Origin of the sequence: Tetragenococcus halophilus subsp. halophilus DSM 20339 (assembly GCF_003841405.1) — a bacterium.
GTDB lineage: Bacteria > Bacillota > Bacilli > Lactobacillales > Enterococcaceae > Tetragenococcus > Tetragenococcus halophilus.
On sequence record NZ_PXYA01000003.1, the window covers coordinates 113,968 to 138,705 of the forward strand.

At 36.2% G+C, this 24,738-nt stretch carries 23 protein-coding genes; 4 read left to right on the top strand and 19 right to left on the bottom strand.

What is annotated here, in order from left to right; translation table 11 throughout:
* Nucleotides 1-19: 19 nt before the first annotated feature.
* The 4 genes from C7K42_RS10265 to map form a co-directional block, all read right to left on the bottom strand.
* Nucleotides 20-454, bottom strand: coding sequence for a CopY/TcrY family copper transport repressor (locus C7K42_RS10265; RefSeq protein ID WP_014124167.1), 435 nt, complete (start codon nt 452-454; stop codon nt 20-22).
* Between the two features lie 121 nt (nt 455-575).
* Nucleotides 576-1,712: a glycosyltransferase family 4 protein gene (locus C7K42_RS10270; protein ID WP_103099684.1), complete on the bottom strand. Its 1,137-nt coding sequence runs from the start codon at nt 1,710-1,712 to the stop codon at nt 576-578.
* A 33-nt stretch (nt 1,713-1,745) separates the two neighbouring features.
* A complete protein-coding gene (locus C7K42_RS10275; protein ID WP_061841352.1) occupies nt 1,746-2,615 on the bottom strand; it encodes a YihY/virulence factor BrkB family protein in 870 nt (289 codons plus the stop codon).
* A gap of 12 nt (nt 2,616-2,627) precedes the next feature.
* On the bottom strand, nt 2,628-3,392 hold the full coding sequence (gene map, locus C7K42_RS10280) for a type I methionyl aminopeptidase (RefSeq protein WP_103099685.1): 765 nt from the start codon (nt 3,390-3,392) through the stop codon (nt 2,628-2,630).
* Between the two features lie 179 nt (nt 3,393-3,571).
* Here map and C7K42_RS10285 point away from each other — a divergent pair, with 179 nt between their 5' ends.
* Nucleotides 3,572-4,024, top strand: coding sequence for a flavodoxin (locus C7K42_RS10285; RefSeq protein WP_014124163.1), 453 nt, complete (start codon nt 3,572-3,574; stop codon nt 4,022-4,024).
* 44 nt (nt 4,025-4,068) lie between these two features.
* Here the strand turns inward: C7K42_RS10285 and C7K42_RS10290 are convergent, their stop codons facing one another.
* Nucleotides 4,069-4,659, bottom strand: a complete 591-nt coding sequence (locus C7K42_RS10290) for a TetR/AcrR family transcriptional regulator (RefSeq protein ID WP_103099686.1) — start codon at nt 4,657-4,659, stop codon at nt 4,069-4,071.
* Nucleotides 4,660-4,877: 218 nt separating this feature from the next.
* Between C7K42_RS10290 and C7K42_RS10295 the strand changes: the two genes are divergently transcribed.
* The 3 genes from C7K42_RS10295 to zwf all read left to right on the top strand — a co-directional run bounded on the left by C7K42_RS10295 (nt 4,878) and on the right by zwf (nt 8,463).
* Nucleotides 4,878-6,113, top strand: a complete 1,236-nt coding sequence (locus C7K42_RS10295) for an aminopeptidase (RefSeq protein ID WP_103083526.1) — start codon at nt 4,878-4,880, stop codon at nt 6,111-6,113.
* 142 nt (nt 6,114-6,255) lie between these two features.
* On the top strand, nt 6,256-6,903 hold the full coding sequence (gene efaR / locus C7K42_RS10300; RefSeq protein ID WP_014124160.1) for a transcriptional regulator EfaR: 648 nt from the start codon (nt 6,256-6,258) through the stop codon (nt 6,901-6,903).
* A gap of 39 nt (nt 6,904-6,942) precedes the next feature.
* On the top strand, nt 6,943-8,463 hold the full coding sequence (gene zwf / locus C7K42_RS10305) for a glucose-6-phosphate dehydrogenase (protein WP_041591774.1): 1,521 nt from the start codon (nt 6,943-6,945) through the stop codon (nt 8,461-8,463).
* Between the two features lie 77 nt (nt 8,464-8,540).
* Here the strand turns inward: zwf and ileS are convergent, their stop codons facing one another.
* The 14 genes from ileS to ftsL all read right to left on the bottom strand — a co-directional run bounded on the left by ileS (nt 8,541) and on the right by ftsL (nt 24,735).
* On the bottom strand, nt 8,541-11,333 hold the full coding sequence (gene ileS, locus C7K42_RS10310) for an isoleucine--tRNA ligase (RefSeq protein ID WP_103099687.1): 2,793 nt from the start codon (nt 11,331-11,333) through the stop codon (nt 8,541-8,543).
* Between the two features lie 272 nt (nt 11,334-11,605).
* Entirely contained in the window at nt 11,606-12,367 is a 762-nt protein-coding gene (locus C7K42_RS10315) for a DivIVA domain-containing protein (protein ID WP_061840385.1), read from the bottom strand.
* A gap of 19 nt (nt 12,368-12,386) precedes the next feature.
* Nucleotides 12,387-13,169 (bottom strand): YlmH family RNA-binding protein, encoded by a 783-nt coding sequence (locus C7K42_RS10320; RefSeq protein ID WP_014124156.1) that lies wholly within the window; start codon nt 13,167-13,169, stop codon nt 12,387-12,389.
* Between the two features lie 15 nt (nt 13,170-13,184).
* The gene (locus C7K42_RS10325) at nt 13,185-13,454 is read right to left on the bottom strand and encodes a YggT family protein (RefSeq protein WP_282957121.1); all 270 of its coding nucleotides are present in this window, start codon (nt 13,452-13,454) and stop codon (nt 13,185-13,187) included.
* Nucleotides 13,455-13,472: 18 nt separating this feature from the next.
* The gene (locus tag C7K42_RS10330) at nt 13,473-14,099 is read right to left on the bottom strand and encodes a cell division protein SepF (protein WP_014124154.1); all 627 of its coding nucleotides are present in this window, start codon (nt 14,097-14,099) and stop codon (nt 13,473-13,475) included.
* Nucleotides 14,100-14,113: 14 nt separating this feature from the next.
* Complete coding sequence (locus C7K42_RS10335) at nt 14,114-14,788, bottom strand: YggS family pyridoxal phosphate-dependent enzyme (RefSeq protein ID WP_014124153.1); 675 nt, start codon at nt 14,786-14,788, stop codon at nt 14,114-14,116.
* A gap of 14 nt (nt 14,789-14,802) precedes the next feature.
* A complete protein-coding gene (gene ftsZ / locus C7K42_RS10340; protein WP_103091927.1) occupies nt 14,803-16,038 on the bottom strand; it encodes a cell division protein FtsZ in 1,236 nt (411 codons plus the stop codon).
* A gap of 23 nt (nt 16,039-16,061) precedes the next feature.
* Nucleotides 16,062-17,390: a cell division protein FtsA gene (gene ftsA / locus C7K42_RS10345; RefSeq protein WP_103099688.1), complete on the bottom strand. Its 1,329-nt coding sequence runs from the start codon at nt 17,388-17,390 to the stop codon at nt 16,062-16,064.
* A gap of 170 nt (nt 17,391-17,560) precedes the next feature.
* Nucleotides 17,561-18,478, bottom strand: a complete 918-nt coding sequence (locus C7K42_RS10350) for a cell division protein FtsQ/DivIB (protein ID WP_014124150.1) — start codon at nt 18,476-18,478, stop codon at nt 17,561-17,563.
* Nucleotides 18,479-18,595: 117 nt separating this feature from the next.
* Nucleotides 18,596-19,687 carry an undecaprenyldiphospho-muramoylpentapeptide beta-N-acetylglucosaminyltransferase gene (murG, locus tag C7K42_RS10355; protein WP_014124149.1) on the bottom strand — a complete coding sequence of 364 codons (1,092 nt, stop codon included), beginning with the start codon at nt 19,685-19,687 and terminating at the stop codon, nt 18,596-18,598.
* A complete protein-coding gene (gene murD / locus C7K42_RS10360; RefSeq protein WP_014124148.1) occupies nt 19,684-21,063 on the bottom strand; it encodes a UDP-N-acetylmuramoyl-L-alanine--D-glutamate ligase in 1,380 nt (459 codons plus the stop codon). The genes murG and murD overlap by 4 nt, the downstream gene beginning before the upstream one ends.
* 38 nt (nt 21,064-21,101) lie before the next feature.
* Complete coding sequence (gene mraY, locus C7K42_RS10365) at nt 21,102-22,067, bottom strand: phospho-N-acetylmuramoyl-pentapeptide-transferase (protein ID WP_014124147.1); 966 nt, start codon at nt 22,065-22,067, stop codon at nt 21,102-21,104.
* Nucleotides 22,068-22,116: 49 nt separating this feature from the next.
* Nucleotides 22,117-24,327: a penicillin-binding transpeptidase domain-containing protein gene (locus C7K42_RS10370; protein ID WP_014124146.1), complete on the bottom strand. Its 2,211-nt coding sequence runs from the start codon at nt 24,325-24,327 to the stop codon at nt 22,117-22,119.
* Nucleotides 24,328-24,735 (bottom strand): cell division protein FtsL, encoded by a 408-nt coding sequence (ftsL, locus tag C7K42_RS10375; protein ID WP_014124145.1) that lies wholly within the window; start codon nt 24,733-24,735, stop codon nt 24,328-24,330.
* Nucleotides 24,736-24,738: the final 3 nt, after the last annotated feature.

The following is a 24,738-nucleotide window of genomic DNA, read 5'->3' on the forward strand; positions in this document are numbered from 1 at the left end:
TTTAGCTTCCTTTCTTTATTTATTCTTTACAGATACATTGCCCAGGAATACAATTACAAGCAATATCTGCTACTGCCATTTTTTCCGATAAAATATCTTGGATATTGTCAATATCTTCTTGCGTCAATTCTGCCTCTGAAATCATATCAGCAATTGTGCTTCCTACCTTTTTAGCACATATATGTGAAAAAATATTTTCTGTCGCACTACGAACAGTCTCTTCTTCAGTAACTTTTGCAGTATAGACAAATTTTTTACCTAGCTGTTCGGTCTGTAAAATATCTTTTTTAACAAGTCTACCTAATAATGTTTTTGTCGTCGCTAGCTTCCAACCTTTGGAGCTGCTTAACAAATCATTGATCGTTTTTGCATCAGCACTTCCCTTAGTCCAAATAACGCGCATAACTTCCCATTCGGAATCGCTGATTTTAATAGGTTCTACCAATGTGTTCATAAGTCTGCTCCTCTCTTACTTAACAAGTTTACATCTGTAATCAAAATTTGTCAAAGGATTAATTTTTCCACAATTATTCTATATAAAAAAATTGGAAGTCTAATAAACCAACTCCCAATTTTTATTTTTTCTCATGTTTATTTTTATGTTTTGTCTTATTTAATATTTGTTGGCGGTGTCTACGATTACCTACAAATTTCAATGTGTGCATTAATGGCTGTCGATTTTCACCTACTAAACCAATTAGTTCAATGAATAATTCTAGACCAAATAATGTACTGATTACAAGTAATATAATTGCCCAAGTACTAGCATAATTCATTAATAGTGCAATCAGGGCAAACACCATAGCCAAAGCATAAATCGTAAGTACCGCACCACAATGAGTAAATCCTAAAGAAAGCAAGCGATGATGTAAATGCATTTTATCAGCTGATGAAATCGGCTTTTTATTAAAATAACGACGTAACATTGCATAAACGGTATCCGTAATAGGAACGCCCAAAATAAACATAGGAGTTAAAACCGAAATAAATGTCGCATTTTTTAACCCTTGCAAAGAAAAAACAGAAATCATGAATCCTAAAAACAAAGCCCCTGTGTCTCCTAAAAATACCGTTGCCGGGTGAAAGTTATAAGGAAAAAAGCCGGCGATCGCAGCTACTAGAGAAAAAATCATAATCGCAAGTGGAACACCGTTGGTTGGCAAAAAGAAATAACTAATTAGACCAATGGTTACTAAAGCAATCACTGCTACACCACAAGCCAAACCATCTAAACCGTCAATTAAATTTACGGCGTTGGTAATCGCCAGTATCCAAATAAGTGTCATAGGCAAACTCAACCAACCCAATTGAAAGGATCCCAAAAAAGGAATTGAAATCGTATCGATAGTGATATCTCCAATAAAATAAATCACCAAAGAAGCGACAATAATCCCTAATGTTTTTTGCATTGGTGTTATCTCAAAGATATCATCAGCTAAACCTGTTAAAATGATAATAAAAGCAGCAATTAGCATTGGCCAAATCTGCTTTGCATCTAACATATCATTAAATTCCCACACAATAGCCACAACAAATGAAATAAAAATACTTAATCCACCTGCTGTGGGCATTGTTTTCTCATTAATACGACGTTCACCAGGACGGTCGACAGCGCCGATTTTAAAAGACAATAATTTAAGCAATGGCGTTAAGATAATTGATAAAAACATTGTCGCAAATAATTTTAATATAAATTGAAACGTGAAACCCATTCGTTTTTCTCGCTTTCATTCATCTTTTTTACTTCAGAAAATCTTGTCACTTTCTTTCAATTCGCCATTATAAAACTCTTCCATCGAAGCATTCAACACACTACCTAAAATAATGATCATAGCTGCAAAATTTAGCCATAACATCAAAACAACAAAACTTCCGATAATTTGATAACCACTTACTGTGGTCGCAAAATACCTAGCATATAAACCAAATACTTGTGACAACAATAACCAACCAATTGTCGCAAAAATTGCCCCAGGAAGAACTGAACGTAGTTTCATCTTAACATTAGGTATCATCCAATAAATAATCGCCATTAGTAAGAATAAAGCAACAAAAGTAAGCGGCCATTTCACCGTTTGGAATATATTTACAAACGAATCAGGGATTGCAAAAATCGGTTGTATAGCATCCAACAGCACTTGCCCTGCACCAATAATAAGTGATAAAGCAACCATTGCAAACAAGAAAAGAATCAAAACGAGTACAGAAAGAATTCTCGCAACAATACCTGTACGTTGTTCGACACCTAAACTTTTGTTCATTGCTTTTTGTAAAGCGTTGATACTTTTACTTGCAGACCAAATTGTGGTAATTGCCGAAATAGACAATAATCCACCTGAGCTTTGGGTAAGTAAGTCTTTGATCGCAGGACCTAAAAATTGGTAAATTGTACTTGGCATAATTTCTTGAATATATGGCAATACGAAACTAGGATCAATGCTTAAAAAGGGGAGAATATTTCCCACAGTAATTAATAATGGAAAAAGAGATAATAACAAATAATAAGCCACTACAATTGAATAAGTGGTAAATTCGGATATCTTAACTCTTTCTTTTGCAATACTAAAAAATCTCGAAATGTTCTTCTGATCGTTACCAACTTCGTTTTTACTCATCGCCTTCTCCTTTTAGTAACTGCCTTCTTCACCTTGTGAGGTCAAGATACGTGGGCCTTCTTTAGTAAGCGCTAAACTATGTTCATATTGACAACTTAACCCGCCATCTTGTGTATATGCGGTCCAACCATTTGAGTCCATTTTCATTTCCCAAGTTCCAGTATTAATCATAGGTTCAATTGTAATGACCATACCTTCTTTTAAGCGAAGTCCTTTGCCCTTTTTACCATAGTGTGGAATCGTTGGTTCTTCATGAATTGTAGGACCTATACCATGGCCAACAAAATCACGTACCACACTAAAGCCTTCTCCTTCAGCATATGTTTGAATAGCATGACCAATATCACCAATACGATTGCCCACTTGTGCTTGTTCAATACCAAGGTATAAGGCTTTTTTAGTAACTTCCATTAATTTTTTTACTTTTTCTGAAGGTTTTCCAACCACATATGCCCAACATGAATCAGACACGGCACCTTTTAAATCAACGCACATGTCAACTTTTATTAAATCGCCCTCTTTTAAAGCTTTCTTCCGCGGAAAACCATGACAAATCTCATCATTAATACTTGTACAGGTAGCGTACTCAAATCCTTCAAAGCCAATTTGTGCCGCAATTCCACCGTGGCTTTCAATGTAATCTCGCGCAAATTCTTCGATATCCCAGCTAGTTATACCCGGCTTAATAAATGACCGAAGTTGTTTATGTACATCCGCTAGTAAGGCCCCAGATTCATCCATACTATCAATTTCTCTATTTGATTTTAGCGTAATCATATTTTTGTCTCCTTTATTGAAATCTTACTTATTTTACCACACGCGCTTCTTTTTTTCCAAATTCAAAGGAATGAAACGCAAAGAGATATTTCACTTAAGATGTTTTATTTGCTATAATAATAAAATAATAGGTATAAAATAAATATACATTTTCGCTTGCGATAATTAGGAGGAAACATATGACTTCAGCAAAAATTATTTATGGTAGTTTAACAGGAAACACAGAAGTGATTGCTGATATTGTCTGTGAAGCTTTAGAAAACTTAAATATCGAAGTAGATATTGACGAATGTACTCAAATTGACGCTGAAGAATTTAAAGAAGCTGATATTTGTATTATTGCAGCTTACACTTATGACGAAGGCACAATCCCAGAAGAGATGCTAGATCTTTATGAAGACTTACTACAATTAGATTTACAAGGTAAAGTATTTGGTGTATGCGGTTCGGGGGACACTTTTTACGAAAACTATGCTACAGCAGTAGATAGCTTTGAAGAAGCCTTTTTAACCGCTGGTGCTAAAAAAGGCACTGAAAAAATCAAAGTTGATTTAGCCGCAGAAGAAGAAGATATTCAACAATTGAAAGCTTTTGCTTCCGAATTAGTTACAACACAGCAAGCAATGATATAAAAAAAGCAAGAGCATTCTTTAGAATGAATGTCCTTGCTTTTGTTTTAATGAAATTTAAAGCTTGAAAAAGCTTGATTTAATTCATCATTATTGGTTGTTAGATTTTTAATTGTTTCTGTTAATAAGATTTTAATTTCTTCATTCGTTGGTTTCATAATATTGGCAGCAGTTAGAGCAGCAAGTCCTGTCACTACAATCCAAAAACCTGCGTATAAAGCAGAAAGCTTATCTTCCGGCAAATTTTTATATTCTGGAATTTGTTGAACCAGATTGACAAAATAATCAAAAGAAAACTTCTGAATGGATTTATCGCCTAAACCTTCCTCTAAATATAAAGCTTTATACAACTTCTTTTCTTTAGTGGCAAACTCAATGTAGTTAAAACCTAAGTCGACTAATTTATTCTCGGAGTGTTCTTTTGGAAGGACCTCAGCAGAAAGGTAGTCGAAAATTTCTTTGAGTAATGCTTGCTTTAAGCCTTCCATGTTTTTAAATTCTAGATAAATCGGTTGAGTGGAGCACTTCATTTTGGCTGCGATATTTCGTGCAGTAAATCTGGCGAAGCCTTCTTTTGCAACAACTTCATAAGCCGCTTTTAAGATCTGGTCTCTTGTGATCGTTTTCTTTCTTGCCATTTGTTTCTGCCTCCTTAAATGACGAGTACTGTTATTTATCATTTTATTCATTCTACCATTTTTTTTCCAATAATTCAAAATTACATGTTACTTTTCTTTTAAAAAAACTGTTAAATCCAATAAAATAAGACATTTATACTTATCTTATTAAGACGATAATTTGTTTCTATAATATCTTAATGTTATTATATTAAAGTATTATAAAGGAGGAATAAAAGATGAATTCCGCAAAATTTAAAGAAAATTTAGATAAATATGCGCAATTAATTGTAGAAATGGGTGTTAATGTAAAACAGTCTCACACAGTTGTTTTACAAATCAATGTTGAACAAGCGCCGCTAGCAAGACTGATTACCAAAAAAGCCTATGAATTGAAGGCTGCTGAAGTAATTGTTGAGTGGTCAGATGAAATCATTCAAAAAGAATTTTTAGCACATGCTTCCTTTGATCGAATTGAAAACTTTCCTCAATATAAAATTGATCAGGCAGATGAATGGATAAGAAAAGGTGCTAGTCGTATCTCTGTTATCTCTTCTGACCCTGGTGCATTAGCTGATGTTGATAGAAAGCGAGTTGCAGCTTATCAAAAAGCCGCTGGTAAAGGTTTAGCTAAATTACGCAAAGCAACTCAATCAAATCAGGTTAGTTGGACAGTTGTTGCCGCCGCAGGTGAAAACTGGGCCCAAAAGGTATTTCCAGATCTGACAAAAGAACAAGCTGTAGATGCCTTATGGAATGAAATATTTAAAACCGCGCGAGTAGATCATGAAGACCCGGTAGCTGCTTGGAAAAAACACGACGACGCTTTAGAAGCAAAAGCTAATGAATTAAATGAACAACAATTTGACACGCTTCATTATAAAGCCCCCGGAACCGATTTAACTATTGGACTTCCAAAAAATCATCTATGGGAAGGCGCTGGCAGTTTCAACGCTAGGGGTGAAAAATTTATTGCAAATATGCCAACTGAAGAAGTGTTTACGGCCCCTGATAGTCGACGTATTGACGGTTTTATTTCAAGTACAAAACCATTAAGTTATGCAGGTTCTATCATCTCAGGCATGAAATTTACTTTTAAAGATGGTAAAGTCATTGATTTTTCTGCGGAAAAAGGGCAAGATGTCTTGGAAAACTTGTTAGAAACAGATGAAGGAGCTAAATCTCTTGGAGAAGTAGCTTTAGTTCCTGATCCTTCACCTATTTCACAATCAGGAATCATCTTTTTCAATACTTTATTTGACGAAAATGCCTCTAACCACTTAGCATTAGGCTCTGCCTATGCCTTCAATCTTCAAGATGGGACTGAAATGAGCGATGAAGAACTTAAAGAACGTGGTTTAAACTTAAGCCAAACACATGTTGACTTTATGGTAGGTTCCAATCAAATGTCGATCGATGGCATCAAAGCAGACGGTACAGTTGTCCCCGTTTTTCGTAATGGCGATTGGGCTTAATAAGGACCACCGGCAAAAACGGAGATGTTTCGTTTTTGCTTTTTTTATAAAATTTTCGTTTTTCCAAGAGATACAAGTATTTTACGTAGTAAAAGCGATCAATATTTGTTAAAATCAACTTCATACAGAAGGGATGAAAAAAATGACCCCAAATAGGGAAGATTACCTCAAATTAATTTTAGAACTTGGTGATGATCAATCAAAAATCAATAACAAACAAATTGTTTCAGGACTTGATGTATCAGCAGCTTCTGTCAGTGAAATGATCAATAAACTGGTAAAAGAAAACCTAGTAGAACACACCCCCTACCAAGGCGTCCAACTGACAGACAAGGGATTAGAAAAAGCTAGTTCGCTCGTTCGCCGTCATCGTCTTTGGGAAGTCTTTTTAGTTGAGCATTTGAAGTATAGTTGGAATGAAGTTCATGACGATGCAGAGGTACTAGAACATGTAACCTCTGAAACGCTCGCTCATCATTTAAACGAATACTTAGAACATCCAAAACATTGTCCACATGGCGGAATGATCCCTAAAGAAAACCAATTGGTTCATGAGAAAAAGCGAGAAAAGCTTACTGATTATCCAGTAGGAACAAAAGTACGAATCGCGCGCGTCCTGGACGAACGTGAACTGTTAGATTATCTAGTCGATATTAATGTAAGTATTAATGAAGAATACACGATTACCGACGTTGCTGCTTATGAAGGACCGATCACTATAAAAATGCAAGCTAAAAGCGTTCAAGTTAGTTATAAAGCAGCAAGCACCATATTTGTTGATAAAATTTAAGAACGACTCTGGTTAATTTTATTAGAGGAAGTGCAAAAAATGGAAACAAAAAATGTATTGATGACTATATTCGGCGGAACTGGCGATTTGGCAAGGCGTAAATTATATCCTTCTTTATTCCGTTTATATCAAAAAGGAGACTTAAACGATGATTTTGCAGTTATCGGAACCGCACGTCGCCCATGGAGTGATGAAACTTACCATCAAGTAATTAAAGATTCAATCGCAAGTTTTGAACCATCAGATAAAGAAGCACAAGATTTTGCTTCTCATTTTTATTATCAGTCACATAATGTTAAAGATACAAGTCACTATGATGTATTGAAAGAATTAAGTGATCAATTGGATGAAAAATATCATATCCAAGGCAATCGGATTTTTTATCTAGCGATGTCACCCAATTTTTTCGGTACCATTGTCTCCCACTTAAAATCTCAAGGAATGATGAATACAAACGGTTACCATCGGGTGATTATTGAAAAACCTTTTGGTAATGATTACCAATCTGCTTTTGAATTAAATGAAGAAATTAACCAAGTCTTTGCAGAAGATGAAATTTACCGAATCGATCACTATTTAGGTAAAGAAATGATCCAAAATATTTCAGCAATTCGTTTTGCGAACTTGATCTTTGAATCTATTTGGAATAATCGGTATATCGATAATATTCAAATCAGTCTGGCTGAAGAAGTAGGCGTTGAAGAACGCGCAGGTTATTATGACAAAAGCGGTGCATTAAAAGATATGGTACAAAACCATATTTTACAAATGTTGTCACTACTTGCTATGGAACCACCCGTTGCTTTTTCTGAAAAGGGCATACGAGCAGAAAAAATTAAAGCTTTAGATTCTATTCGTATGTATTCAGAAGATGAAGTAAGAAACAACTTTGTTCGAGGACAGTATACTGAAGGTGAAATTGAGGACCGACATTTTAAAGGCTATCGGGATGAGGAGAATGTCGATGAAAGTTCTTTAACGGAAACCTTTGTTGCTGGGAAATTTTTAATAGATAATTTCCGCTGGTCAGGCGTACCTTTTTATGTCCGTACGGGAAAACATTTAACAGAAAAAGGAACACGTATAAATATCGTCTTTAAACAAGTTCCAGTGAATGTTTTCAAAAATTCTATTACCGGTCCTCACGAACAAAAACAATTAGATTCCAATGTTTTGACGATTTACATTCAACCTACTGAAGGCTTTTCCTTAACCATGAATGGTAAGGAAATTGGCCAGGGTTTTCAAACAGAACCAGTAAAATTAGAACATCGTAATAGCGCCGATATTATCGAAAACACACCAGAAGCTTATGAAAAGCTATTGCTTGATGTTTTAAATGGTGACGGTACAAACTTCACTCACTGGGATGAAGTTGCGCAATCTTGGCGAATTGTCGATCGTATCCGCCAAACTTGGGATAAAGATCAACAAACCCCTCCTGGCTATCCAGCCGGTACAATGGGCCCTAAAGAAGCCTATCAATTACTTGAAAAAGATAACCGACATTGGATCTGGGAACCTGATGAATGGTATCGTCAACGTGGTTTGTTAAAATAACATAGCTAAACAAAAAATTTCCGGACAAGATCTTGCCCGGAAATTTTTGTTTTATAAAGCCTTTATTTTTCTAAGTGCTATTCAAAACTTGTTTGAACTGCTTCAGGATGTTCATCTTCTACGATAGCAGCACAATGGCTACACATAGTTGGGAAGTTTTCATTTTCTCCTACACTGGTTCTTACTTGACGACAACGTTCGCAAACTGGTCCGTCTGCTTTTTCAACTAAAATAGCCACATCATCAAATACTACAGCATCTTCAGGTACTTTTTTACCAGCTTCTTCAACTTCAAAGAAGTCAGGAGAAACAATCAATAATTGAGCAATATTAGCATCTGTAGCTGTTAACATCGATTTTACCTGCTCATTTGGATAAATTGTTACTTTGGCTTCCATTGATTTACCGATCAGTTTTTCATCTCTAGCAATTTCTAATGCTTTTAATACTTTATCACGGAAGCTCATGAATGCAGTCCAAATGTCCATTAGCTCCTCTTGATTAGGATAAATTTGATAAGCAGGAAAATCTGTCAATTGAACATACTCTTCCTCTTCTTTAACATAGGACCAAATTTCTTCGGCTGTATGCGGAATAATTGGTGCTAACAATTTAGCAATAGCTACTGTTGCTTGGTAAAATACAGTTTGCATACAACGACGTGAATAACTATCTTCTTCTTCAATATAAACGACATCTTTAGCAAAATCCAAATAAAATGAAGATAGATCAACCGTAATGAAATTCAAAATCGTACGATAAACGTGCAAAAAGTCATATTTTTCATAACCATTATCTCGTACTTCTTTAATTACTTCATTTAAACGAACCATCATATATTTATCGACTGAACGTAAATCAACAAATTCTACACTATTTGTTTTTGGATCAAAATCACTCGTATTAGCTAATAAAAATCTTATCGTATTTCTAATCTTACGATAGACTTCTGATACTTGTTTTAAGATATCCATAGAAACTCTAACATCAGATTCATAATCAACACTGCTAACCCATAAACGTAAAATATCAGCACCCATTTGTTTAATCACTTTATCCGGAACAATGGTATTTCCTAGCGACTTACTCATTTTGCGGCCCTCGCCGTCTAGAGTAAATCCTTGGGATAACACCGATTTGTAGGGTGCTTTACCACTAACGGCCACACTAGTAGTGATACTGGAGTTGAACCAACCACGATATTGATCCGAACCTTCTAAATACATATCAGCTGGGAAGGTCAATTCATCTCTTTGACGTAACACACCTGCATGAGAAGAACCAGAATCAAACCAAACGTCCATAATATCTGTTTCTTTAGTAAACGCTCCATTAGGCGAACCTGGGTGGGTAAAACCTTCTGGCAATAAGTCTTTGGCCTCACGTTCAAACCAAACATTAGAACCATATTTTTCAAATAATTGTGCTACATGTTCAACCGTTTCTGGGGTAATAATCGCTTCTTCATTTTCCGCATAGAATATAGGTAGTGGCACGCCCCAAGCACGTTGTCTTGAGATAACCCAGTCACCTCGGTCGCGGATCATATTATACAAACGTGATTCTCCCCATGGGATAATCCAGTCAACTTTCTCAATTTCATCTAAAATATTTTGTCGGAATTGATCAATCGAAGCAAACCACTGCGGCGTTGCCCTAAAGATAACTGGTTTTTTTGTGCGCCAATCATGAGGATAACTGTGGACATAAAAGTCAAGATTTAATAAAGCACCCTTTTCTTTTAATAAATCAGTTACCATGGGATTTGCTTTATCATAAAAAATTCCTTCAAAACCTGGTGCTTCTTCGGTAAATACCCCTCGGCTATCAACCGGTGAGAGAACTGGAAGTCCGTACTTCTTAGCTACATAATAGTCATCTTCCCCATGACCAGGTGAAGTATGAACCAAACCTGTACCAGAATCTAAAGTGACATGATCTCCTAAAATAAGTAAAGAAGTACGATCGTAAAAAGGATGTTGGGCTGTCATATTTTCCAACTGCTGTCCTTTAAATGCTTGTAGTATTTCTACATTATCCCAACCCAAAACTTCTTGTACTTCATCTAATAAGTCCTTAGCAACCACATACTTATTACCATCTGCATTGACTTGTACATAATTAAAATCTGGATGAACCGTAATTGCTAAGTTAGATGGAATTGTCCAAGGTGTTGTTGTCCAAATAATAAAGGATGTATTTTCATCTAAAAGATCTTTACCATCTACTATTTGAAAACTAACATATATCGAAGGTGATTTGATATCTTTATACTCGATTTCTGCTTCTGCTAAAGATGACTCACTTGAAGGAGACCAATAAATTGGCTTCATTCCTTTATAAATATAACCTTTTTCGGCCATCTTACCAAAGACACGAATTTCAGCTGCTTCATAGCTAGGAGCTAATGTTAGATAAGGGGCTTCCCACTCTCCTTGTACTCCTAAACGTTTGAAATCATCACGCTGTTTATCAACTTGTGTCATCGCATATTCATAACATTTTTTCCGATACTCGGCAGTAGTCATTTCTTTTCTTTTAATGCCTTTATTCGCCAGTACTTGCTCGACAGGAAGCCCATGTGTATCCCAACCAGGAACATAAGGTGCCCGGTAATCTGACATAGATTTTGCTCGGATGATAATATCCTTACTGATTTTATTTAACGCATGACCAATATGAATATTTCCATTGGCAAAAGGCGGGCCATCGTGTAAAACAAAAGTAGGCTTGCCTTCGTTTATTTTTTGTCGTCTTTCGTAAATATTGTTTTCTTCCCATTCTTGTTGCCAATTTCCTTCACGGTTAGGTAGATTGCCGCGCATTGGAAATTTGGTCTTTCCTAAATGAAGTGTATCTTTCATTTTCATTATAGTATCATTCTCCTTTATGGTTATTTTAGCAAATAAAATTGTACGACAAAAAAACGCTCGCCCAAAAGGGACGAACGTGTCGTGGTACCACCCAAAGTTTAAAAATATTGCTATTTTCCTCTAGAATCTTTAACGAGATTACCCGTTATCCCCTAATTTTTAGTTCAGGAATAAGATTTGTAGATGATCTAACAAAATGCAGAGTTTATCGGACTTTCACTATCACCGACTCGCTTTAAAAAATACAAACTGTTTTGCTGTTCTACTTATTATCGACCGTATTCTTCTGTATCTTCATGATCTTCTGTGGAAACTGGAACAACTCGATTGCTCGATTCCACAACCGACACATCTTCTTGTTCATCTTGTGTGTCTTGTTCTTCTGAAGAAGGTTGCTCAGTATCTACTTGTTCTGAGTTTACTTCAGAATCATTTTCCTTGTCAAGTTCTTCTGCCAATATTTCACGAAAAACTTCATGACTATCTTGTACATAACTTGAAAATGGCGCAAGAATCTCATCCCATTCAGGGCTTTTTACTTGTTCTAACTGCGTTTCAAGCATCAGAGATAGATTATTATGAAAGACCCTGGTTTTCTTTTTCAAGTCGTTGGTTTCTGTAGTCAATTCACGAGCTTTTTGTGTTGCGTCGCTTAGAATTTCTTTTGCTTTTTCTTGTGCCGCTTCAGTTAATTGATTTGCTTGTTTTTCTGCATTGGCTACTAATTCGTCTGCTTTATTTTGAGCGGAAGTAACGACTACTTCAGATTCTTTATTCGCGCTTTTTTTCACTTTGTCTGCTGTATCTTGAGCGACAACAATCGATTGATTCAACGCATCTTTTAATTCATTGAAATATTCTAGTTTTTCTTCTGAGTGTTTCAATGATTTTTCTAATTCTCGATTTCTTTGTACGACTTCTTCATAGTCCTTGACGATAATATCCAAAAAGTCGTCGACTTCATCTTTTTCGTAACCTCTCATTTTTGTTTGAAAGTTTTTATTTTGAATATCTAATGGAGTTAATGCCATTTTTATACACCTCTTTATTTTATTTACGTAAAACGCCTAGATCCAAGCGGATTTTCCCTTTTTTGGTTGTACCTTCTATCACTTGAATCTGCAAACGACCAAAACCTCGTATAGATACAATATCTAAAAGATCCAATACAAAATCTGGCCGTTGCGTTGGCGCCCAGTTTACTTTCACTTTTCCTGTTTCAGTTAACTGCTTTGCACGTTGCCTTGAGATATTAAATACCGTTGAGATTACATTATCCAAGCGCAAAGAGCTTACAGTTGTATTTTCATTGGTCCATCCATCTTTGGGTATTAAAATATCTACATAAGATAGCTCTTCTAACCGAACTTTTACATTGCCTATTTTGCTTAATTGTAATTGAACATAACTGCTAATTTCTTTAGCAATAAAGACTTGCCAATTTTCCCCATCTGATATAATATCTCCCAGAAATTCTCTTCGAATACCTGTACCAACCAAACTCCCTAATATTTTTCCGTGACTCAACACAGTAAATTTCTTAGGATAATGAACATTAAATAAATCAATTTCAAAATCTTCTTGGCTGGGTTCATAGTAATTAGGAAAAATTAAACAGCGACTTCTTTCTGCCTCTTCATATCCTCCAAAAAACCGAAATTTCAGTTCTGATTCTTGCCTTACAAGCGTTTCTAGAATAAATGCTTGTCGAGGATCCAAAAACTCGGTCAGTACTGGAGCATACTGCATATTTACTTGTTCGATCCAATCTTCTACGGTATCAATAAACGGGCGTTCTTCGCTTCTAAAATGCTGATATACGTTTGCATCCATTACTTTCCCTCCCCGTTAAAAGATCGATCCAATAATAAGAGATAGTGCTTGTACAGCCAGTTGAAGAACAATAATAGCAAAAGCTATATTAAAATTGACAGGACCAAGTGATAAATTTAAATGGTCAAATAAACTCAAATATGGTTCACATATTTTACGTAGGAAGCGACCAATGGCAGAATCATAACCACCTGGAAACCAAGATAAAAGTGCATATACTACAAGTAAAATTGTATACAAATATGCAATATCATTTATTAAACTGACTAATCGATAAATTACGATGTTATTTCCTCCTCCAGGCTATAAATCAAACAAATTACTTTCGACTAATGATTGTGCTGTACCATCAATTTCAACTTCTTTTGGTGTACACAAAAATATTTCATCGGCCACCCGTTTGATATCTCCATCTTCAGCGTACACAGTGCCTGTTAAGAAATCAACAATACGACGAGCTTGCTGCTCTTCAATCAAGCGAAAGTTAACTAGAACCGATTCACCACCAATAACATGTTTAGCAATCGTCATTGCTTCCGAGTAAGCCCTAGGTTCGATAATCATAATCTTACCTGATTGACTTTTTTGCGTTTGCTTTACTTGGTTTGCTTTCATCGCCACAACATTGTTATCGGATCGATTAGGTGCTTGTTGTTTAGGACTTTGCTCATTATTGCTAGTTTTTGTCGTAGGTGAATTTGCTTGCATTTGTTTTTTAGGTTGTGATTTTGTTTGTACTGGTTTTCGAACAGCCGGCCCGTTAGAAGCTTGTGGCTGTGGTTTTTTAGGCTGACTCTTTACCGTTTTGTTAACCGGTGCAGCACTACTTTGCCGTGGTGGTACTGATTTATTTTGCCCTGTTTGATAACTGTTTGTATACTCTTCATCTTCCAAACCGAAAAAGTTTGAAACTTTCTCCATAAATGACATAGCACGCCCTCCTCCTAATCCTTGAATAAAGCTGTACCCACTCTGATAAATGTTGCCCCTTCTTGAATTGCAACTGAAAAATCATTACTCATTCCCATACTTGTTTGGGTACAAGGTGCAAAAGATAAATTCTTTTTTTGAATTGTTTCTTGTAACTTTTTCAACTTAGCAAAAATTTCATGTTGTTCTTTTTTACTTGAATTTAGCGGAGCCATCGTCATTAAGCCGACAACTTTTATTTTATCAAGCGTTTTTAACTGTTCAATAAAATCCAGCAAGTTTTCAGAAGTAACGCCTTGTTTTGACGACTCACCACTCACATTAACCTCTACAAAACAATAAATTGTCTTTTCTGCTCTTTTTTGGATTTCATTGGCTAGTTTTATACTATCCAAAGCATGAAAAAAGTCAATCTCATTTATGACTGATTTCACCTTTCTACGTTGCAAATTACCAACAAAATGCCAGGAAAGATTAGTAAAATCACGCATCTTTTCCTTTTTGCTTAAAAATTGGTCTACTCGGTTTTCAGCTAAATGGTCCACACCCTGTTTAGCTAATTCTATGGTTTGACCAAGATCTACAGACTTTGTCACACCCACCAATGTAACATCTGAGCGCAAACGTGAAACAAGAGCACAGGAATCCTGCATCTCTTGCTTAACCTTACGCAAGTTATCAGAAATCATGTGCTCTTCCCCCTTTATCTTTTACGACGGAAAAATGGTGGTGTATCTAACTCGTCATCATCTGATTTTGATGTTTCTCGTCTGAAAGTATCAAAATCTTTTTTTTCGATTTCTTCATATTGAGTATCATCGATCTTGGGACGAACATTTTCTTCTTTTCGAATATCCCAATCAGAAAAATCATTTTCTTCTTTTTGCTTAGGTTGTGCTTGATCCATGTCAAAAATTGGTCTTTTCTCGCTTGCTTGATTTTGGTTTTGTCTAGAAGCGCGTCCGGGCTTTTTTTCGCTTTTTGTAGGGTCGATGCCTGTTGCAATGACAGTCACACGAATTTCATCTTCTAGATCTTCACTGATAGAAGTTCCTAAAATAATATTCACATCACCGGTGGAAGCACCAGCAACAATATCAGAAGCATCTTGTGCTTCAAATAAAGTCATATCCAAACCGCCTGTGATATTAAGTAAAACTTGTTCTGCTCCGTCAATCGATGTTTCTAATAGCGGAGAAGAAATAGCTTTTTTAGTAGCTTCTACAACACGTTCTTCACCACTGGCAATACCAATGCCCATAAGTGCTGTTCCTTGGCTTTTCATTACTGTTTTTACGTCGGCAAAGTCTAGATTGACATAGCCAGGAGCAGTAATTAAATCAGAAATTCCTTGAACACCTTGACGTAAAACATTGTCTGCTTCACGGAAAGCTTCAAGCATTGGCGTCTTTTTATCAACAACTTCTAACAAACGATTATTTGAAATAATTAGTAAAGTATCTACATTTTCTTTTAATTTTGCAATACCTTCTGCCGCAAAATGACCACGTTTAGGTCCTTCAAAAGTAAATGGCCGGGTTACAACACCGACTGTCAAAGCATCTAATTCTTTAGCAATACCTGCTACAATCGGAGCAGCTCCGGTACCTGTGCCGCCTCCCATACCAGCAGTAATAAAAATCATATCCGCTCCGCCTAAGGCTTCGCGAATAGCATCTTCACTTTCTTCAGCTGATTTTTCTCCAACTTCAGGCTGGGAACCAGCGCCTAAACCTTGCGTAAATTTTGGCCCTAATTGAATAACGGTCTCTGCTTTTGAATTTTTTAAAGCTTGTACATCTGTGTTGACAGCAATAAATTCAACACCTTTAACATTTTCTTCAATCATTCGATTTACCGCGTTGCCGCCACCGCCGCCAACGCCGATCACTTTGATCACTGCGCCCTCATTGACGTTATTATCCATTGAAAATTCCATAATCTATCTCCCTTTCGCGCTTGTTATTCAAAAATATTCGAGAAAAAGTTTTTGACTTTATCGCCAAGTCCTTCTTTTTCTTCTGCTTCATCTGCTTCTTGATAATCTGGTTCTTCTGGTTCATATGTCGGTTGTTCGTAAACCGCTTCTCTGGTATAAGTTTGCGAACTTTGCTCAACTTGAGTTGTTTCACCCGTTACTGCACTTTTAGTTAATTGGTAAACTTCTCCAAGTTCAGCAGCATATTCCAGGATACTGATAACATTTGTAAAAACTGGGTTTCGAAGCCCCATATGATTTGGTACATGTAGTTTTACATTAACACCAAATATCTCTTGCGCCAGATCGACCACTCCTGGAAGACTTGCTGCACCCCCAGATAAAATGACCCCACCTGGTAATTCTAGGGCTTCGATTTCATCAAGAGCATCTTTTGCTTTTATAAAGATCTGTTCAATACGAGCTTCGATAATTTCAGATAAATAACGTTCATCAACATTTACCGGTTCTGCTTGTCCGATAATATCTACCGGAAATTCCTCACTGGTAGAAGTTCTTTCAGGATAAGCATCTCCGTAATTGATTTTCAGTGCTTCAGCATTGTTAAACGATGTATTCAACACGGTAGAAATGTCTTTTGTGACAAATTCTCCGCCCTCTTGATCCACATAAGTAAATTTTAATTGTTTATCATGCATGACAGCAGCTGTAGTCTTTCCACCACCGAGATCAATAACCGTCGTGCCAAAATCTTGTTCACCATCTGAAAGAATCGAACTGGTTAGTGCTAATGGTGTAATAACCATTTCATTTATATATAAACCTGCTTCTTCTACACATTTGCGAACATTATGAATCACTGTTTTGGGGCCAGTAAAAATCAAGCCATTCATCTCTAAACGTACGCCAATCATGCCTCTAGGATCTTTGATTCCTTCAAAGCCATCAACTGTAAAGTCTTGTGGCAAGATCGTAATAATTTGTCTTTCAGGAGGGATAGAACGGACAAGCGCTGCTGAAGCTACATTACGCACATCTTCATCTGTAATTTCTTTTGACTCATTATTAACAGCGATCATACCTTGACAATTTTCAACTTCTAAAAGATTGGCAGGCAAACCAACACAGACATTACGGATTTGTATTCCGGCATTCTCCTCTGCTTGAGCAATTGCTCGCTGAATTGCTTGAACTGTTTTATCAATATCAATCACAATACCGCGATTGATCCCTTCTGATTTTGCATTTCCTACACCAATAATGTTCATTTGGCCTTCTATATATTCAGCTACAACAACTTTAACTGAAGTTGTACCGATATCTAGGCCAACATACATTCCAGTTTTTGCCATGGATGGGATTCCCTCCTACTTTTTTACCTACTATCGAGAACAAATAACGTTCATATTTATTTTTATAAAATCTCCTTATATTCACTGTCACTAATTTTACCATAGTTCAAGCGTTTTGAGAAAGAAGTTAATGAAAAATATTCAGATATTTATAGGAAAAATTATATTTTTTATTCTGAAGCTTCTTGTTCTTTGTCATCTTCTTCATTTTTTTCATCATAAGGACGTGCAAAAATACCCACTTCCATATCAATTATACCTTTTTCATCCATTTCCTCTGCAACCTGTGGATAGTATTCCATCTGTTGATCCATATTCGAGACATTAAGGATCACGCGGTTGCCATCGTTCATGAAAATAGTGATTAATTCATCATTATCTTCAGTCGGCGTATAATTAATTTGGGAAACACCACTCTGTATTTCTTTTGGTAGCTCATAATAATTTTGGATCGTTGCCATAATGTGATCTTGCTCTTTAAAATCTTCCAATATGACCTTTTCTTTATCCGCTTTTTCCTGGGGTTCTTGAACAGTTTGTCCATTTTCTAAAATAGGAAAGTATTTACCATCTTTAGCCAATAACGAAACCTCTTGATGTTCGGTTACATTAATTTTGAATTGATTTAATGAAGAAAAACTGATTTTAGCGTCTTTTATCCTCGGAAAGTTATGAATTAACCTTCTAGTAAATTGATCTCGATCAAAATATTGACTCCACAGATTTTGATTCAGCTGTAAACCTGAAGAAGCAATGATTTCTTTTGAAGCAACATTTTGATTTCCTGCTACTTCAACCTTAGCTAAACTATTCAGTGGCGAAACATAGTAAAGAGTAAGCAGAAGTGGTACGGCAAAAATCGTTACGATCGTAATTAAACGTTTATGTAATTTTTTATTCCGATAACTCTTTAACTTAGGAAGTCGATCAGCAAAAGAAACACGTTCTTTTTTTCCGGCTTCTTCAAAATTTGTTTTTGTCGACGGATCTTCTTCTACTGTTTTAGGATTTTCTAAGTTTGTTTCTTGATTAGTTTCGCTTGTTTTTGAATTTTTTTCTTCATTGCCTCGTTCTTTTAAATAATGCAAGTGTTCTTTTTGCCAAGGAGTTAATTCATCTTGATTATCGACTTCTTTTGAAGAATTACGATCACGCTTGTCTCTTTTACTGATAGTGTTCGCCTCCTTTGCTAGATTTTCTTTATTTTAAATAATTGACTGCACCAATTGATATAAACGTTGCGCTGCATCTGGTATCCCTTGTTTTTTTGATTCTGCTGCCATTTGTTGTAAAAGTGTATCATCTTCCATAATTTCATCTACGGTAGCGACTAAGTTCTCAGCTGTCAATTGGTCGTCTTTAATCATTTTAGCGGCCCCATTATTGACTAAACTCATTGCATTTTTTGCTTGGTGATCATTAGTTACATAAGGACTCGGGATTAAAACAGCAGGTAAACCTAAACCCGTAAATTCAGCAATTGAAGTTGCCCCGGCACGACCAACTAATAACTCACAATTAGCCATTACTTCTGTCATATTTTTTATATAGGGCTTTATACTAATATTGGTAAAAGCATCTTTAGTCATGCCAATTGTTTCATTAATTTCTTCGTAGTAGCGTTCTCCGGAAGCATAAAGAATTTGATAGTCTTTTTTAGCAAATTCAGGAATTGCAGCTACTATGGCTTGGTTGATCTTTAATGCGCCTTGGCTACCTCCAAACACTAAAAGTGTCTTCTTTTCTGGGTCAAGATCAAAATCGCGTAACAAGTCCGAACGCTGTATTCCAACAATTTCCTGTGCTCTAGGATTTCCTACTAGAACGGTTTTATCTTTAGGAAAATATTGCGCTGCATCTTTAAAGGCAATACCCACTTTATCAACATAACGAGCTAAAAACTTATTGGTAATTCCTGGCACGCTATTTTGCTCATGAACCACTGTAGGAACATTTAATTTGGAAGCCGCATAAACAACAGCACCTGAAACATAGCCACCTGTTCCGATGACCACATCTGGTTGAAAATCCTTGATTATTTTTTTGGCTTGTCGAATACTTTTTAAGAACAATTGAATCGTTTTAAAGTTTTCAAAAGTTAGTTTGCGTTTAAAGCCTTGAATTTCTAAAGTTAGAAAAGGAATATCTGTTTGCGGTAAAATTTTGTTCTCCATCCCTCGTTTTGCACCTACATACAAGAAGGAAGAGTCTGAACTAATTTTTTTTACATAGTTGATAAAAGCTAGTCCAGGATAAATATGACCGCCTGTGCCTCCGCCTGTAACTAATATTTTCATTGAGGACTCCTTTTCTCTTTCTTTAATTGATCAACTGCTGCTATATAATGATCACCGCGCACTTCAAAATTAGGATATTGATCCCAACTTGCATTAGCCGGAGATAGTAAAATCGTATCTTCTTTTTGACTCAGCTCATAAGCTAACGGTACAGCCTCTTCAGCATCTTCAACAAAGCGAATTGTTGAAACACCTGCTTTTTTCGCAGCATCTTCTAATTTATATTTTGTCTGTCCGAATAAGATAACTGCCTTAACACCTTCTAATGAAGGGATTAAAGATTCAAAATCATTGCCACGGTCCAAACCACCACATAATAAAATCAGTTTATGTGGATCAAAGCCGCTTAAAGCTGTTTGTGTTGCTAAAATATTTGTAGCTTTCGAATCGTTATAAAAAGATACACCATTAATTTGACCTACATACTGTGTTCGATGTTTAACCCCTGCAAAAGAACGTAAAGTATCTGCGATTACTTGATAGTCAACACCCCACAGAGCTGCTGCGGCGATTGAGGCTAAGGCATTTTCGACATTATGTGTACCGGCAACGCCCAACTCATTTGCTGAAAGAATGGCTGAATCTTTGTAATAAAGCACTCCTTCATGTAAATAAGCACCTTCAACAGCTTCTTGCGTAGAAAATGGAATAACTGTCGCCTTCGTATGTTGCGCCAATTCTCTAATTTCTTTTTGATTCCAATTTAAAATCAGAAAATCATCTGAGGTCATATTTTGCTGAATTCTCCATTTAGCAGCAACATAAGCTTCACGACTGCCATGATAATCAAGATGAGCTTCATATAGATTAGTAAGAACAGCAATCTTAGGATGAAATTGCTCTACGCCCATTAGTTGAAAGCTAGAAACCTCCATAACAAGACAATCATCTTTTTTCGCTTCTTTTGCCACTGTACTTGCTGGATAGCCTATGTTGCCTGCTAGATGTGCCTTATTATCTACCATGCCAGCGTTTAATATATGTTCAATCATTGTGGTAGTCGTAGTTTTTCCATTGGTTCCAGTTATAGCGATCGTAGGAGCCTCTGAGATTTGATAGGCTAATTCAATTTCAGTAATAATAGGAATTTCTTTTTCCTGAGCCTTTTTAACTAAGGGATGACTATAAGGAATACCCGGATTTTTTACCATCATAAAAAAGTCTTCGTCTAACAACTCAATGGGATGACTTCCACAAATCACCTTGATACCTAAAGTTAATAAATCCTGTGCTTCTGGATTTTCTTCAAACGGTTTTCCATCATTAACGGTAACAAGTGCGCCCAAATCGTGTAATAATTTGGCCGCACTGACACCACTTTTCGCTAATCCTAGAACAAGTATTTTTTTATTTTTATATGTTGTAATTTTTCTCAAATTTTTCATCTCCTGCAACTCTACTGCCTATTTTTCCATTAATTTATACAAATAAATAAGGTAATCATTGAAAAAATAAGGGCAACTAACCAAAATATACCATCAATTTTCCACTCAGACCAGCCGTTCATTTCAAAATGATGGTGGATTGGTGACATTTTAAAAATTCGTTTACCTGTCAATTTAAAACTAATCACTTGTAAAATTACACTGGCTGTTTCAATAACATAAACCAAACCTATCAAAAGTAAGGTCCATTCTTGATGTAAAAGAATCGAAACACCAGCTAATAGTCCGCCTAAGGCTAGTGAGCCTACATCGCCCATAAAAATCTTTGCGGGTTTTCGATTATATAAGAAAAATCCTATCAACCCACCGACCACGCTTAAACAAATGATCAGTACGTCTATTTGGTTTTGATACCAAGCGATCACAGCGTAGCTAGCAAAAGAAATAATGGCAAGACCTGAAACCAATCCATCAATACCATCTGCTAAATTAACCGCATTGGAAAAGCCGACCAACCAAAACATAATAAATAAACCGTAAAAAATTGATAAAGGAACAGCTAAGCCAAAAAAGTTAAGAACATTTGCGTTGCCTTCATACAAGAAGACAAAATAAAAAATTAATGCGCCAGCAATTTGTCCAATGAGTTTTTGTAGAGAGGTTAGTCCCATATTCCTTTTTTTAAATACTTTGATAAAATCGTCTAGAAAACCTAATAGTCCGTATAAAATTAAAACAAAAAGCAGTATGGAAAAAGAAGGAGTGACTGCTTTTTGCCATAGGCCAACCCAAATAGCTGTAATGATTGAACCAACAAGAAAAACGACCCCGCCCATTGTAGGAGTACCAGCTTTAACATTATGCCATTTTGGTCCTTCCTCGCGAATCTCCTGTCCATATTTTTTCATCTGAAAATAGCCGATAAATAACGGCATTAAGATGACTGTAATGGCAAAGCCGCTTGCAAGTGGCAGAATCATTTTTGTCCAATCCATATCTTTTCTCTCCTCATATCAATTTATCTTTTATTTCGTTACTTTGTTATTAGTCTTCTTCTAGGTCAAAATGCAACTTATTGTCACTAATTTCAGCATAAGGTTCTACACTTTGTTCAACACAATAGCCTTCACCCTCAAAGCTTACATCAACATCTAAAAGATCTCCTAGCTTAACAAGATCAGCTTTTGACCAGCCACTAACATCAGGCATCATTGGTGTTTTATCATTGGTTAAAAGTAATAATTTTTCTGAAGACATCAATCGTTCGCCATTGTCTACAGATTGTTGCACTACTTTATTACCATCGCCAATAACTACTGGGGTCAAACCTTTCTTTTGTACGTCACTAGCTGCAGCATCTGCTTCTAGGTTACGATAATCTTCTACTCGTACTCTTTCACTACTTGTTTCTTGGTTATCTTCACTTTCATCAACCTCATTAAGGTCCATCGCCCGTTCCAACAATGGATTGGCAATACTAGGTAACACTTCAGTATCTTCTTGTTCTGGTTGATTCATAGTAAGATACATAACATATTGAGGATCTTCTGAAGGTGTCATTAAAACGACTGAATATAAATAATCCCCTTGTAAGTAGCTTCCATCTTGAGAAATTTGTGCTGTACCTGTTTTAGCAGAAACATGCTCGTTAGGTACTTTATACTGATCATAAGCTGTACCATACTCTTCACTTTCTACAGTATCTCGCATATATTTTCGTACATCTTTAGCTGCCTTTTCAGAAATTGGGTGACCGACAACTTCAGGTTGATTCACTATTTCATCATCATTTGTTTCGTCCACTATTTTATCAATCACTTGTGGTTTTAACATAGCGCCATCATTAGAAATCGAACTAAAAGCCTGTAACATTTGAAATTGAGTCACACCAATAGCTTGTCCAAAAGCGGTCATTGCATGACTGACAACATTATCCTCAGGCAAAGTACCACTCTTTTCGCCAGAAAGCCCCGAATGTGTACTTCTGCCAAAACCAAATTCTTGTAATGAACGTTGCCAGCTATCTTTCATTCTTTGCTCTAGTTTAACCATACCTACATTACTTGACCAGGACAAAGCTTGTCGCATTGTTAAACTAGGCTTTGATCCTCTTTCATAGTCCCAATCTCGTATCGTAGCATCAGCTAGCTTGGTTTCCCCAGGTTTATAAGTTTCCTCAGGGTCAAACGCTCCATTGTCAATTGCGCTTGCAACGGTCATGGTTTTCATCGTTGAACCCGGTTCGTAGTTATCTTCTACAAATAAATTTGACCAAACAAAATCATCATCATTGATCCCTTTTTTCGTTTCTGGATTAAAAGTTGGTCGCTGTGACATAGAAACAATCTCGCCGGATTTAGCATCCATCAATACAGCAGTCAAATCTTGGGCATCAATGTCTTTCCAAGCTTGGTCCATTAATGTTTCCAAATAACTTTGTAATCTATTATCTAAAGTCGTATAAATATCTTTGCCATCAACAGCTGACTGTGACTCAGCGACTGTGCCTGGCAAGGGGTTCTGATAATTATCCTTTTGATAAATAATCTTTCCATCTTTCCCTTTTAAGACATCGTTATAATCTTCTTCAATACCCATGCGGCCCACTAAGCTTTCTTGGTCGGTCTCTTCATCATTTTGGACATCTGCATATCCAATAAAATGAGAGGAAAAAACACCATTTGGATAAATACGAGATGGATGTTCGGTAAAGTATAAACCAGCAATATTTTGTTCATCCATCGCATTTTCAATTTTTTCCCTTTGTTGTAAACTGATACTTTTCGCATTAGGGATATCCACTTGATACTGATTTTCTTGTGATCCTTCTTTTAATACCTGCAATGTTTCTTTTTTATCAACATCGCCCACCGCATCTGAGATGATCTCTGCTAGTTTATCAAAATTCTTTTCTTCTGCGTACAGTTTTTCATCACCATTTGTATAAGCTTTAGACAGTACTGCATACAAAGAATATGATGTTGCATCTTCTGCAATAGCTTCTCCATTGCGGTCATAAATCGTTCCGCGCTTGGCTTTTACGACCTCTGATCCTTGATATAAATTTTTTGTTTGTGTCTCTAATGACTCTCCGGCAACATCGCCTACAACTACAATATAGCTCAAACGAGCTACAAATAAAAAGAACAACCCAATACTCGTAGCAAAGAGAATAATTCCTACTTTTTTGCGATTGTTCCTTGTAGATAAATTTTTCTTTTTAAAGTATTGCCGGATTTTTTCTATCATACGCATTTATTTCACTTTCCTTAAATGTTCACTATCAATCGATAGTCCCTTATCTTCAGCAATTTTTTGAATTCTTTCACTTTTTGTTAATTCGTTTTTTTCTTGTTGTAAACGTGTCACTTCCGCTTGGCCTTGACTGACATTTTCTTGTAAGGAAGACACGTCCTGTTCTACTTCACTTATCGTTGTCCGTAAACTAATCGTAAGTAAGCCTAGGCCGATCAAAGCCGTCACTAAAATAGCGACTAAAAATTTCTCCAAACGGGAAATTTTTTCCAATTTACGAGTAGGCGATAAAGGAACAACCACCACATCAGGACGGTTAGGAGTATCAGATGGTTGAGTATTTGTCTGCTCTTGTGAAAATTCATCTTCCATTTCATAAGAAGCATTTTGTGCTTTTAATTCTGCCATTGA